13 protein-coding genes are annotated in these 13,057 nt (G+C 72.1%); 8 read left to right on the forward strand and 5 right to left on the reverse strand.

All coding sequences use genetic code 11. The annotated features are described in order from the left end of the window. Positions 1–127 precede the first annotated feature (127 nt). On the forward strand, positions 128–307 hold the full coding sequence (locus tag AC07DW_RS24960) for a hypothetical protein (protein WP_478859906.1): 180 nt from the start codon (positions 128–130) through the stop codon (positions 305–307). 82 nt (positions 308–389) lie between these two features. On the opposite strand, the gene AC07DW_RS24965 is transcribed toward AC07DW_RS24960, so the two are convergent. The 3 genes from AC07DW_RS24965 to AC07DW_RS24975 form a co-directional block, all read right to left on the reverse strand. Next, a complete protein-coding gene (locus tag AC07DW_RS24965; protein ID WP_478859907.1) occupies positions 390–1,115 on the reverse strand; it encodes a phosphatase PAP2 family protein in 726 nt (241 codons plus the stop codon). A 138-nt stretch (positions 1,116–1,253) separates the two neighbouring features. Beyond that, the gene (locus tag AC07DW_RS24970) at positions 1,254–2,267 is read right to left on the reverse strand and encodes a C40 family peptidase (protein ID WP_478859908.1); all 1,014 of its coding nucleotides are present in this window, start codon (positions 2,265–2,267) and stop codon (positions 1,254–1,256) included. 145 nt (positions 2,268–2,412) lie between these two features. Beyond that, positions 2,413–3,303 (reverse strand): NAD(P)-dependent oxidoreductase, encoded by an 891-nt coding sequence (locus AC07DW_RS24975; protein WP_478859909.1) that lies wholly within the window; start codon positions 3,301–3,303, stop codon positions 2,413–2,415. Between the two features lie 104 nt (positions 3,304–3,407). Here AC07DW_RS24975 and AC07DW_RS24980 point away from each other — a divergent pair, with 104 nt between their 5' ends. From AC07DW_RS24980 to AC07DW_RS25010, 7 genes are all read left to right on the forward strand, one after another. Then, positions 3,408–3,977, forward strand: a complete 570-nt coding sequence (locus AC07DW_RS24980) for a TetR/AcrR family transcriptional regulator (protein WP_478859910.1) — start codon at positions 3,408–3,410, stop codon at positions 3,975–3,977. A gap of 269 nt (positions 3,978–4,246) precedes the next feature. After that, positions 4,247–4,555 (forward strand): hypothetical protein, encoded by a 309-nt coding sequence (locus tag AC07DW_RS24985; protein ID WP_017945892.1) that lies wholly within the window; start codon positions 4,247–4,249, stop codon positions 4,553–4,555. A gap of 99 nt (positions 4,556–4,654) precedes the next feature. Beyond that, entirely contained in the window at positions 4,655–5,503 is an 849-nt protein-coding gene (locus AC07DW_RS24990) for a hypothetical protein (protein ID WP_478859911.1), read from the forward strand. Then, complete coding sequence (locus AC07DW_RS24995) at positions 5,493–6,881, forward strand: hypothetical protein (protein WP_478859912.1); 1,389 nt, start codon at positions 5,493–5,495, stop codon at positions 6,879–6,881. Before AC07DW_RS24990 ends, AC07DW_RS24995 begins: the two co-directional genes overlap by 11 nt. Further along, positions 6,878–8,431, forward strand: a complete 1,554-nt coding sequence (locus AC07DW_RS25000) for an SCO6880 family protein (protein WP_478859913.1) — start codon at positions 6,878–6,880, stop codon at positions 8,429–8,431. Before AC07DW_RS24995 ends, AC07DW_RS25000 begins: the two co-directional genes overlap by 4 nt. A gap of 15 nt (positions 8,432–8,446) precedes the next feature. Then, positions 8,447–9,853 carry an ATP-binding protein gene (locus AC07DW_RS25005; RefSeq protein WP_478859914.1) on the forward strand — a complete coding sequence of 469 codons (1,407 nt, stop codon included), beginning with the start codon at positions 8,447–8,449 and terminating at the stop codon, positions 9,851–9,853. A gap of 1 nt (position 9,854) precedes the next feature. Then, positions 9,855–11,420 carry a P-loop NTPase family protein gene (locus tag AC07DW_RS25010; protein ID WP_478859915.1) on the forward strand — a complete coding sequence of 522 codons (1,566 nt, stop codon included), beginning with the start codon at positions 9,855–9,857 and terminating at the stop codon, positions 11,418–11,420. Here AC07DW_RS25010 and AC07DW_RS25015 read toward each other — a convergent pair. Together AC07DW_RS25015 and AC07DW_RS25020 are read right to left on the reverse strand one after the other, a co-directional pair. Continuing rightward, positions 11,410–11,976 carry a GNAT family N-acetyltransferase gene (locus AC07DW_RS25015; RefSeq protein WP_478859916.1) on the reverse strand — a complete coding sequence of 189 codons (567 nt, stop codon included), beginning with the start codon at positions 11,974–11,976 and terminating at the stop codon, positions 11,410–11,412. The genes AC07DW_RS25010 and AC07DW_RS25015 overlap by 11 nt on opposite strands. Positions 11,977–12,035: 59 nt before the next feature. Continuing rightward, positions 12,036–12,905, reverse strand: coding sequence for an aminoglycoside phosphotransferase family protein (locus AC07DW_RS25020; RefSeq protein ID WP_478859917.1), 870 nt, complete (start codon positions 12,903–12,905; stop codon positions 12,036–12,038). Positions 12,906–13,057 lie beyond the last annotated feature (152 nt).

Consider the following 13,057-nt stretch of genomic DNA (forward strand, 5'->3'; position numbering starts at 1 on the left):
CTGCCAACCCCCAACACTGTGCCGCCGGCTGCCGGGGCCCCGCCCTCCCCCGGGCCCTGGGGAGCTGAGGAGACCCCATCCACCTAACGAACGCCCGGGCGCGCCGTCACGCCGGTACCGTGGAGCCGTGCACGCGCATGACCAGACGCCCGCCGCCCCGGACCTCCACAACACCACGACCACCGAGCGTGGTTCGTTCGCCGTCGCCCGCTGCACCTGCGGCTGGGCCGGGCCCGCGAGACGGTCCAGGGACCGCGCGCGCCTGGACGCCGCGGAGCACACCGGGCCGCCGCCGGCCGGTGCCTGATCGCCGGCCGGGAGGGGTGGGGGGGGCCTGGTGGGGGTTCCTTGCCGATCAAGGCGGGCGGCCTGATCGACAAGGCCGCTCCCTAGGCCGCCAGGTCGTTCTCGTCGGCGCCGGACGCCGAGCCGGAACCGAGCCGGGGGTCGGCGATGTCCAGCGTCTCGTGGCGCTCCCACGCGGGCGCCCGGCGCGACCGTACGAGCCGGCCGGCCCTTCCGGAGCGCGCCACGGCCCGCACCAGGGGGGTCAGCAGCGCGAGGGCGACGGGGGCGAGGAGCAGCGCCACCGCCGTACCGAGGGCGAAGCCTCCGACGACGTCGGTGGGGTAGTGCACGCCCATGTAGACGCGGCAGAAGCCCTCGACGAGGGCGAGGCCGATGGCGGCGAGGCCGAAGCGGCGGTTGGCGACGAACACCCCGACCCCGATGGCCATCGCCATGGTGGCGTGGTCGCTCACGAACGAGAAGTCGGTCTTCCCGTCCACCAGCACCTCGAGCCCCTGGTGGTCCTTGAAGGGCCGCGGCCGTTCCACGAACCCGCGGATGGGGATGTTGACGAGGAGGGCGACCCCGGCGGCGAGGGGGGCCCAGACCAGGCCCGCGACGGCGGCGACGGAGTCCTCCGGCCCGCCGCGTCGGCGTACGCTCCACCAGCACCAGAGCACGACCAGCACCATCGCCAGCATGATCCCGTACTCGCCGGTGAACTCCATGACGCGGTCGAACCACGAAGGGGCGTCCTTCGCCAGGCCGTTGATGTCGTAGAGCAGGCCGACATCGGGGTTCGAACCGTCCGATGCGAGTCCAGCCATCTGCTGCGGCCCCTTGCCTTGTGTCACCCGGTCAGTGTCGCCATCGTCGGTCCAGGGAACGACCCGCAGGAGGGGTACGTTCCACTCTCCACGGAACGATCACGATGACGTTATCGAAGAGTGATACGTACGCGCAGCTCAGGGCCGCGCCGTGGGGAGCGCTTTCGCGCCATCCTCGGTCACGCGCGTGGCTCCGAAGTAGTCGGGCGTGTCGATCTTGTCGAACCGGATGACAGCCCCGGTGTACGGGGCGTTGATCATGTATCCGCCGCCCACGTAGAGCCCCACGTGCCGGATGGCGCGCGAATTGTTCAAGTCATCCGAGAAGAAAACGAGATCGCCCGGCAGGAGCTCGTCGCGCGAGGGGTGCGGCCCGGCGTTGTACTGGTCGTTGGCGACGCGCGGCAGCTCGATGCCCACCGTCCGGTACGCGGCCTGCGTCAGCCCCGAGCAGTCGAACCGCCCCTGCTGCTCGGGCGTTCCGTTGCCGCCCCAGAGGTAGGGCGTGCCCAGCTTCTTCTGGGCGAAGTAGATCGCCCCGGCCGCCTGCCGCGACGGCTCGACCCGGCCGACGGGCCGCGCGAAGCTCTTCTCCAGCGAGCGGATGATCCGCACGTAGTTCTGCGTCTCGCTGATGCCCGGCACCCCGCCGGCCTTTATCACCCGGTACGCACCGGCGTTGTAGGCGGCGAGCATGTTGTTCGTCCGGTCGCCGGGCACGTTCTTGACGTACCCGGCGAGCTCGCAGTCGTACGAGGCGGCCGAGGGGATGGCGTCAGCCGGGTCCCACACGTCCCGGTCGCCGTCCTTGTCGCCGTCGATGCCGTGCGAGGCCCACGTCCCGGGGATGAACTGGGCGATGCCCCGGGCATCGGCGTGGCTCACCGCCCTGGGGTTCCAGCCGCTCTCCTGGTAGAGCTGCGCGGCGAGGAGGGCCGGGTTGATGGCGGGGCAGAGGTTGCCCCACCGCTGCACCAGCGGCTGGTACGCGGCGGGCACGGCGCCCTTCGCCAGCCCGACGGCCCCGTTGAGGGCTCCTCCGGCCCCGCCGAGCAGCCCGGCGGCGGCCGAGTACGTCCCGACTACCAGCAGCGCGACGAAGCTCAGGCACGCCCCGACGGACACCCCGGCGACCAGCCACGCCTTACGCACCGTCAACCACCCCTCACGACATGGCCGTCCACCGAGCGCCAGTGTAGGCGGCGGGTCCCCCTTTCGGGGGGTGGTCCGGACGCCCTGGCGTGCGGCCGACCCCCCGTGCGCGCTGTCCGGTGCCGGTCACGGCACCGGGGGCGGGTCAACGTACCGGCACCGGCGGCCGCTTCAGGATCTCCACCAGGCTGGAGGCGCTGTCCGCGCCGTGCCCGGCGGCCACGCCACGCCGGAAGACGTCGAGGAGCGCGGCGGGGAGGGTGGTGTCGGCGCCGGAGTCCGCTGCCGTGTGCAGGACGTGCTCGACGCTGGCGGCGCCCATGGCGAGCCGGTCGACGTCCCCGGTGTGGTCGCCGGCGTCGACCCGGGGCGTGTAGAACTCCAGGAACCGGGTGAGGTTCAGCGCGTCGACGGCGAAGGGCAGGACGTCGGCCGCCTTCAGCCCGTGGGCGTCGGCCATGGCGACGGCCTGCCAGTAGCTCGTCAGCGCGGACCAGAACATCGTCATGTTGAGCTGGTAGAGGAGCGCGGCGAGACCCGGGTCCTCGCCGCGGTGGTCGGCGGCGGTCAGGACCTCCAGGGTGCCCCGGTGGGCGTCGAACACCTCGCGGGGGCCGCTGTAGAAGGTGGACGAGCCGGGGTCGCCGATGCCCTGAGGAGGGGTCAGCACACCGCCGGTGAGCTGCGTGGCGCCCCGCGCGGCGGCCCAGGCGGCGGCCTCGCGCGCCTTGCCGGGGGTGTCGGAGGTGAGGTTGACGAGGACCCGGCCGGCGAACGCGGCGGGGTCGGCGCCGCCCAGTACGGCGTACACGGCCTCGTAGTCGGTGAGGCTCAGCACCACCAACTCGGAGGCGGTGAGGGCCTCCTCGACGGTGCCGGCGCGGCGGGCGCCCCGCGCGACGAGGGCGTCGGCGCGGGAGGGGGTCCGGTTGAAGACGGTGACGCGGTGGCCCCGGTCGAGGTACGTGCCGGCCATGGCCCGGCCCATGGGGCCGAGGCCGATGACGGTGACGGGAGCGGGCGTGGTGCTGGACACGGGAACTCCTGATGACTAGAACGAACGCTCTATCCAGAGCACGGAGCGACCGTAGCACAGCCCTAGAACGAACGCTCTACTCAGTGGCTCGGTACCATCGGTCCATGCAGACCAGCACCCGCGACCGGATCGTCCTCGCCGCCGCCCGCCTCGTACAGCGGCAGGGATACGTCGGCACGGGCATCAAGCAGATCGCCAAGGAGGCGGACGCCACCCTGGGCTCCGTCTACCACTTCTTCCCCGGCGGGAAGGAGGCCGTCGCCGTCGCGGCGATCAAGCACGGCGACGAGGAGTTCGCGGCGCTCCTGCGCGAGGCGCTGGACGGCGAGGAGGACCCGGCCGCCGCCGTCGAGGCCTGCGCCCGCTCCCTCGCCACGGCCCTGCGCGCATCGGGCTGGACCGACGGCTGCCCCGTCACCGCCGCCGCCCTGGAGACCCTCGGCACCGACTCGGAGATCCAGCGAGCCTGCGCCGACGCGCTGCGCGGCTGGCAGGACCTGGTCGCCGACAGGCTCCTGAGGGCCGGCCTCCCGCGGCCCGACGCCCGCGAACTGGCCGGCACGGTCATCAGCACCCTGGAGGGCGCCGAGGTGACCGCCCAGGTCACCCGCAGCGAGGAGCCGCTGCTCCAGGCCGGCCGCCAGCTGGCGCGCCTGGTGGCCACGTACCGCTGAGCACCGCCGCAACGGCCCCAAGAGTGCCGTAACGACAGTCATTGCCCGGAGTCACCCCCCGTGATACACAGAGTGACGATACGCGCACACGCACCCGTCCGGTCGGCCGCCTTCGCAGGTCAGGGCACCCGGACCGGTCAAAGGTGCGGGGATCGGGTAAAGAGACCAGCCAAGTCGGCGCACATGGGCGGTTTCATCAGCGAAGATAGTGCGGTGACCCGTGCCATGAGGCAGGGGCGTCGAACTACCCAACAGGGGCGGTGAGTTACATGTACCTGGCGGCCGAAAAAGGCGACATCACCACCATCATTGGCGGAATCGCCCCCAACTGGGGGCCCTTCGGGAGCCTGGGGAACGAGGCCCGCGTGATGATCGAGGTGGTGATGGCCGTGGCCATCCTGCTGTGCCTCGGCATCGCGATCTGGGGTGCGGCCAAGCAGCGCATCGGCGCGACCGCGCTCCGGGACACGTTCAGCGCCGAACAGGGCAAGGGGCTGATCGTGGCCGGCCTCACCGGGGTCTTCATCATCGGATCCCTGGGAACGCTGTTCACCATCGTGTACGGAATGGCCGTCTGACCCTTCGCCGGCCCCACCCCCGGCTCTCGGCCCAGAGGCGCGCCACCTGATGTCCAGTCACCATACGTATCAGCAAACGGTTGAGGGGGCGTACCCGTCATGAGCCTCGGCGACGAGCACGACGGCGCCAGCAGCACGGGAGGCGGTGGTACGGGACAGACCCGTACCCGCCTGCCCGACAGCGGCGCCGGTGACGTCTACGGCGGCGTCTACGGCGGCGCCCGCCGCCCGGCCCGCAACTCGCGGTCGCTGATCACGGTGGTGGGCGTGGTGGTCCTGCTGATCGCCGCCATCGCCTTCGCGAACCGCGGCGGTCGCGGCGGCGACACCTCATCGGACGCCCCGGCCAAGCGCGACGCCGCCCCGACGGCCGCGACGGGCGTCAGGCCGGTGTCGGGCAGGAACGGCACGATCCCGTCGGGCTACGCCCACGACGAGCAGGGCGCCCAGAGCGCGGCGGCGAACTACGCGGTGGCGCTGGGGTCCGACGGGATGTTCCGGCAGGCCACGCGGCACGAGATCGTGCGTACCGTGCACGACCCCGCTGTCGTGGACAGCCTGCTGGGGAGACTGGACACCGCCTACTCGGCCGCGTTCCTCAAGAACGTCGGCCTGAATGAGGACGGCTCGGTACCTGAGGGACTGACGTTCGTGTCCCGCACGATCCCGGTCGGCACCAAGGTGATCGACGCCAGTGGTGACTCAGCGACCATCGAGGTCTGGTGCACCGGCCTCGTGGGCCTCGCCGGCGAAGGCTCCACCAAGCCGGTGACGGAAACGTGGTTCACGATCACCGAGAAGCTCAAGTGGAGCGGTAACGACTGGAAGATCGAGTCATCCAGCCAGAAGGAGGGCCCGACGCCGGTCACCGGCGACAACCGCGCCTCCACCGCAGACGAGATCGCCGGTGCAGTGGCCGGGTACGGAGGCTTCACCTATGCGCGGTAGCCGTCACGCCCGCTCTGCCGCCGCAGCATTCGCGGCCGTACAGACGACGCTCTTCCTGTTCGCGGCCCGCGCGGCGGCCGCACCGACGCCCACCCCGCCCGCCCCCTCGCCGAGCACCACCAACAACCCCTGCGACCTGGTGGTCGGCCTGGCGAGGGACTACTGCGAGGACGGAGAGAAGGCCGCCAACGGCGCCCGCTCCGTCCCCTCCAACCCCGCCGACCCCACCACCGCTCTCGACCCGCTCGCGTCCCTCGCGCGGGGCTGCGCCGACGCCGCCGCGTGGATCGTGGGCAAGCTCAGCGAGGCCGTGAAGAGCACCGCCGAGGTGGACTTCACCAACCCCAAGTTCCTCCAGCAGTACGCCGTCGTCTTCGCCGCCTCCACCGTCCTCACCCTCGTCCTGTGGCTCCTCGCCGTCGCCAAGCGCGCCATCCGGGGCGTGCCCCTGGCGACCGCGATGTCCGAGGCCATCGGGTTCCTGTGGCTCACCGTGCTGGCGTCCGCGTTCACCCCGCTCATCCTCTACACCGTCGTCTCGGCGACCGACGGCGTCACCGAGGTGATCGCCGCCGGCAGCGGCGGGCAGACGGACGCGTTCTTCGGGACGTTCGCCGAGGCGCTCAAGAAGGGCGAGGGCATCGGCGGCGGGCCGATCATGCTGATCGTCGTGTCCCTCGTGTCGATCCTCGCGGCCGGCATCCTCTGGCTCGAGCTCGTCATCCGTGCCGCCCTGCTCTACGTCGGCGCGCTGCTCGGCACCGTGGTGTACGCCGGGCTGGTCGACAAGAACATGTGGGGGCACGTACGCCGCTGGGCCGGGATCATGATCGCGGTGGTCCTGGTGAAGCCGGTCATCGTCATCGTCCTCGGCCTCGCCGGGGCCCTGTCCTCCGACGACGGCCCCGACGCGTTCTCGGCCGTCGTCTCCGGCCTCGCCATCATCCTGCTGGCGATCTTCGCCTCGGCGATGATCTACCGCTTCGTCCCCGGCTTCGGCGACGAGATCGCCTCCGCCCGTACGAACCGCAAGCAGGCCACCGACGGCTCCCAGGCCGCAGCCGTGATCTCCTCGCCCGCCGCGCTCGTCTCCCAGGGCATCAAGACCCACAGCAGCCGCAGCCACCAGCGCGGCGGCGGTGGCGGCGGCAACGCCCAGCAGGCGAGCGCCGTGTCCGGGGGCGTCGCCGCCCACAGCTCCCGCAACCAGTCGTCCGGCGCCGGGAGCGGCGGCAGCGGCGCGTCCGGCGGCGGATCCGTCCCCTCCGCCGCACCCCCGCCCCGCAGCCCGGGCACCAGCGGTACGCCGCACACCCACCGTAAGAGCAACACCGGCACAGGCAGCAGCACAGGAAGCACAGGAGGTGGAGGGCGTTGACGACCCAGTCCCAGACGATCACGCCCCGCCGCACGTATCTGATCGGCCGGGCCCGGCCGAACGCGATCGTCGGCAAGAACCGCGAGACCGGCGAGATCGCGCTGATCATCGCCGGCGCGTTCCTCGGCATGATGAGCGGGCTGCTGGTCCCCGTCCTGTCCCTGCGGATCGTGACGCTCATGGGCTTCCCCATGCTCGCGCTCGCCGCCGTGTACGTGCCGTACAAGGGCCGCACGTTCTACAAGTGGTTCGAGATCAACCGCAGCTACAAGCGCACCCTCCGCCGGGGCACCGCCTACCGCTCCACCGCCATGGAGGCGGGCACCCGGCTCGACGGCCGGGAGATCGAGGTCGGCCCGCCGCCCGGCATCGGCCGCATCAACTGGCTCTCCGCCCCCTTCGGGCCCGACGAGATCGCCGTCCTCCTCCACGCCGACCGCCGCACCGTCACCGCCGCCATCGAGATCGAGGGCCCGGGCGTCGGCCTGCGCGACAGCGAGGACCAGGAAGCCCTGGTGGACCGTTTCGGTACCCTCCTCAAGCACGTAGCCAACGGCGACGGCTTCGTCACCCGCCTCCAGATGCTCGCCCGCACCCTCCCCGCCGACCCCGACGCCCACGCCAAGGACGTCGCCCAGCGCGGCGACCCGAGGGCCCCCGGCTGGCTCCGCGACTCCTACGACCAGCTCCAGTCCATGGTGTCGACGTCCAGCGAGCAGCACCGCGCGTACCTCGTCGCCTGCATGCACTACTCCCGCGAACTGGCCGCCGAGGCGCACACCATGGCCCGCGCCGCCCGCCAGGCCACCGGCGCCCGCAAGCTCGACAAGGACGCCGGCCTGGCGGTCGTCATGGCCCGCGAGCTGACCGACATCTGCGCCCGCCTCGCCGAGGCCGACATCCGCGTGCGCCAGCCCCTCGGCCAGTCCCGGCTCGCGTCCCTCGTGCACTCCATGTACGACCCGGACCACCCCATCGACCACATCCAGGCCATGACGAAGCGAAACGCCTGGCCCGCCGAACTCGACGCCGTCGAGCCGACGTACCTCCAGGCGAAGACCCGCGAGTCGTCGACCCGCGCCCCCTGGTGCCACGCCACCGCATGGGTCAAGGAGTGGCCGATGACGCCCGTCGGGGTGAACTTCCTCGCGCCGCTCCTCGTCCACACCCCCGACGTCATCCGCACCGTCGCCGTCTGCATGGACCTCGAACCCACCGAGGTCGCCATCGAACGCATGCTGACCGAGAAGACCAACGACGAGGCGGAGGCCAGCCGCGCCGCCAAGATGAACCGCACCGTCGACCCGCGCGACATCGCCGCCCACGGCCGGCTCGACCAGCGGGGTGAAGATCTCGCCAGCGGCGCGGCGGGAGTCAACCTCGTCGGGTACATCACTGTGTCGTCTCGTACGCCCGAGGCCCTGGCCAGGGACAAGCGGACGATCAGGGCCTCGGCCGGCAAGTCGTATCTGAAGCTGGAGTGGTGCGACCGCGAGCACCACCGGGCCTTTGTGAACACCTTGCCGTTCGCGACCGGCATCCGCCGATAGGGGCGCCTGATCCTGATGCGAGATCCGCTGTCAGTCCTCACCGAGGCCTTCACCGCCTTCCTCTTCGGGAAGGTCGAGACGACCCGGCTTCCCGTCCGTACGTCGACGGGCCAGGCCCAGGCCGTCTACCTGCCGACCGCCGCGCCCGGCCTCGGCGACTCCGGCGTGATCATCGGACGCGAGGTGTACAGCGGCAAGGGGTACATCTACGACCCGTTCCAGCTGTACGGCCAGCAGCTCCCCGCCCCGCACTGGCTGGTGCTGGGCGAGTCCGGCAACGGCAAGTCGGCGCTGGAGAAGACGTACGTGCTGCGCCAGCTCCGGTTCCGCGACCGCCAGGTCGTCGTCCTCGACGCCCAGGGCGAGGACGGCGTCGGCGAATGGAACCTCATCGCGCAGGAGCTGGGGATAACTCCCATCCGCCTCGACCCGGCCGCCGCCCTCAACGACGGCATCCGGCTCAACCCCCTCGACCCGTCGATCACCACCACCGGTCAGCTGGCGCTGCTCCGGACGATCATCGAGGTGGCGATGGGGCACGGCCTGGACGAGCGGTCCGGCTTCGCCCTCAAGGTCGCGCACGCGTTCGTGCACCAGACCATCACCGACCGCCAGCCCGTCCTCACCGACATCGTCGAGCAGCTGCGCCACCCGGAGCCGGAGTCGGCGGCGGCGATGAACGTCGACATCGACGACGTACGGGCATGGGGCCTGGACGTCGCCCTCGTCCTCGACCGGCTCGTCGACGGTGACCTGCGGGGCATGTTCGACGGTCCGACGACGGTCGGCATCGACCTCGACGCCCCGCTCATCGTCTTCGACCTCTCCCACATCGACCGCAACTCGATCGCCATGCCGATCCTCATGGCCATCGTGGGGGTGTGGCTGGAGCACACCTGGATCCGGCCCGACCGCAAGAAGCGCATCTTCCTGGTGGAGGAGGCGTGGCACATCATCAACAGCCCCTTCGTGGCACAGCTGTTCCAGCGGCTGCTGAAGTTCGGCCGACGGCTCGGCCTGTCCTTCGTGGCGGTGGTCCACCACCTCAGCGACGTGGTGGACGGCGCGGCGGCACGCGAGGCGGCGGCCATCCTCAAGATGGCGTCCACCCGGACCATCTACGCGCAGAAGGCCGACGAGGCGCGGGCCACCGGACGGGTCCTCGGCCTGCCCCGGTGGGCGGTGGAGATCATCCCGACCCTGACGCCCGGTATCGCGGTGTGGGACGTCAACGGCAATGTGCAGGTGGTCAAGCACCTGGTCACGGAGACGGAACGGCCACTGGTGTACACGGACCGGGCGATGACGGAGTCGTCGTCCTCCCTGCCGGAGGACATGCAGGCCGCCGAATGGGAGGCGGAGCAGCGCGCGACCCTCATCGAGCAGCAGATGAACGAGTCGTCCCAGTCGACGGTGGCGTGACATGGAGCGCAAGGCGGAGGAGCGCGGCATCCCCGACGGCCTCCTGGTGGGGCTGCTGGGATTCCTGCTGGGCGTGACGCTGCTGGCGTGGACGGCGACCGGGCTGTCGGGGCTGTTCGCGCACGGGGCGTGGCCCGACGAGGTGACGTTCGCCCGGACGCCCCTCGCGATACGGAGCCTGGCCTCGCAGCCCCACGACCTGGCCGGGGCGTGGCCCGCCACCCCCGCGGGGCAGCTCTCGGGGTACGGGCTGTTCTGGGGCCTGTTCATCGGCGAGCTGATGGTGCTGGTGGTGCTCGCCGTCTTCGTCCTCGGGACGTTCGCCCGGTGGCGTGCGGTACGGGCGGCGGGAGCGGCACGCACCGGATCGGCGGCGGTACGACGGGGCCCGGCGCGCGTACCGGCCCAACCACCGACGAGCGAACAGGCGTACGACGCGGCCCCCGCTCCGGCGCCCGAAGCGGTACGGCAGCAGGCGCCGCCCCCCGCCGCCCCCAAGGCGGCGTACGGCATGACACCCGCCCCGGACGCCGCACCCGCACCCGCACCCGTCGCCGCGCCCGTTCCCGTCGCGGCTGCCGCCCCCACAACCGCACCCGCGGCCACACCCGTACCGGCGCCGGAGGCACCGGGGGCGGCCGCCGCACCCCGCCTCCTCTACGGCGACGCCGCCACCCGCCGCCCCGCGGCCCGCCGGGCCGTGGAGGACGCCGACGGACCGGCGTTGGTCATCACGTCCGACCCGGCCCTGTGGGCCGACACCAAGGACGCTCGCGCCAAGCTCGGCCCCGTGCTCGTCTACGACCCCTGCCACCGGTGCGACACCCCCGCCCGGCTGCACTGGTCGCCCACCCACGGCTGCGAGGACACCGCTACCGCCGCCGCGCGCGCGGCCGCCCTGCTCGCGCCGGTACGCCCCCGGGCCCGGGTGGACGCCGCCGTCGCCGACACCGCGGAAACGCTCCTCCGTTGCTGGCTGCACGCCGCCGCCGTGGACGGACGCCCCTTCAAACAGGTCCAGCGCTGGGCACAGAACAACGGCGCCCACGAACCCGTACGCGTTCTCCGTACGCACCCCAAGGCCACGAACAGCCACGCCGGCCTGCTCGAATCGGCCCTCACGGCGTACCCCGAACGGCGCGAGGTCGCCCAGGAGTTGGCCGTACGGGCCCTCTCGTCGCTCTCCTCGGTCCACATCCGCGAGGCGTGCACACCGAATCGAACTGACTCGCTGGCGCTGGAATCATTCATCGCCGAAGGGGGCACCCTTTATGTGGTGGGTGAACCAATCGAGGACCCGAGGACCCACCCGGGCGCGATGCCCCTGCTGACCGCGCTCGCCTCAGACGTGGTCGAGCACGGCCGCCGCATGGCCGCACGGTCATCCGCCGGTCGGCTCGACCCACCACTCACGCTCGTCCTCGACGACGTCGCCGCCGTGGCACCCCTCCCGGAGCTGCCCGCCCTGCTGACCGCCGGCCAGGACCTCGGGCTTCCCACCCACGCCCTGCTCCGCTCGGCCGAACAGGGCCGCGCCCGCTGGCCGGACCGGCCCCTCACTCCCTGACGGGCCGCCGGATCTCGTACTCCACCTCACGCGCCCCGCTGGCATCCCCCTTCACGGGCAGGGCCTCCCCGGTCGGCACGAAGCCGACCTTCTGGTAGAAGGACTCCGCCCGCCCGTTCCGCTCGTGCACATGGAGCCGTACTCGCCGCACGGACCCCTCGCCCAGCGACCACGACCAGTCCAGCGCCGCCCGGAACAACGCCTCCGCCACGCCCTTGCCCCGCGCCCCGGGGCGGACGTAGACGCCCACCACATGCGTCTGGTCGGCCTCCGGCACCCCGCCGAACGGAGTCTCCTCGCCGGCCCGTTCCACCAGCACGGTCACCGTGCCGTCCCACGACCCGTCCGGCGCCTCGGCCACGAACTGCCGGGCCGTGCCGCTGCCTTCCGCCGCACGGCCGGCCCACTGCTCCCAGTGCTCGTCGCCGCGGTCGGAGGCCGCCTCGTACGTGTCGAGGAAGGCGAGCGGCGCCAACGGGTCCCGGAGGGCGTCGAGGCGGATGTCCCGGGCCTTGGGCCACTCGTCGGCGCGGACCGTGCGTATGCGGTGTTCCATCCCCCGATCCTGGCCGCACCGCTCCTTGCCGGCAACGCATTTCGCCCTCGGCGTCGGCATCAGCCCGCGCCGAGCACCGCCCCGATCACATACCGGGCGTTGGCCGCCATCACCGGGTTCGCCAACCGGTGGTACGGCAGCGCGATGAGCGCCTGCGAGAGCGTCCGCGCCCGCCCGCGGATCCACGTCGCGTCGTCGACCCCGAGCCTCTCGCGGAACACCTCCCTCGCTCCGGCCGGCAGCAGGTTCCACGCCGGGAAGAGGTCGCAGGCCGGGTCGCCGACGCCCATGCACCCGAAATCGATCACCGAGGTGAGCCTCCCCCGGCCGACGAGCAGGTTGCCGGGCATCAGGTCGGCGTGCAGCCACACCGGTGGTCCGTCCCATTCCGGCGCCCGCAGCGCGGTCTCCCACGCGGCCAGAGCGCCATCGCAGTCCACGTCCTCCTCCGGTACGCCCCGCAGCGTCTCGATCGCCGCACGGGTCCCCGCGTCGAGCGACCGCAGCGGCCCACCGCGGTAGGCGGCCGGCGCCCCCGGCAGGGCGAGGCCCCGCATCGCGCGCACGAACCCCGCGAGGTCCTCGGCCAGCGACTCGGCCGCCACGACCGCCCCCGCCTCCGGGCGTTCGCCCTCCAGCCACCGGTACACCGACCACGGCCATGGATACCCCTCGCCGGGCTCCCCCGCTCCCAGTACCTCGGGTATGGCCGCCGGCACCCGGTGAGCCAGGCGGGGCAGCCACACCCGCTCCATCACCACGTCGGCCGCCCCGCCCTCGGTGAGCGGCAGCCTGACGACCATGTCCTCACCGAGCCGGTACACGTCGTTCACCGTCCCACCGGACGGAAAGCGCTCCACCGCCAGCCCCGCCCATTCCGGGAACTGGGCCGCGACGAGCCGGCGCACGAGTTGTTCGTCGAAGTCCATGCCCGCCATCCGACCGCTGCCCGTCAGCGAGCGTCAAACTTTTTTCGGAAACGCCCGGGAACGCGGAAAAGCCCCGCACCAAAAGGTGCGGGGCTCTCCCATAAAACTTGTTCGGCGGCGTCCTACTCTCCCACAGGGTCCCCCCTGCAGTA

It is taken from the genome of Streptomyces sp. NPDC045701, from assembly GCF_056432045.1.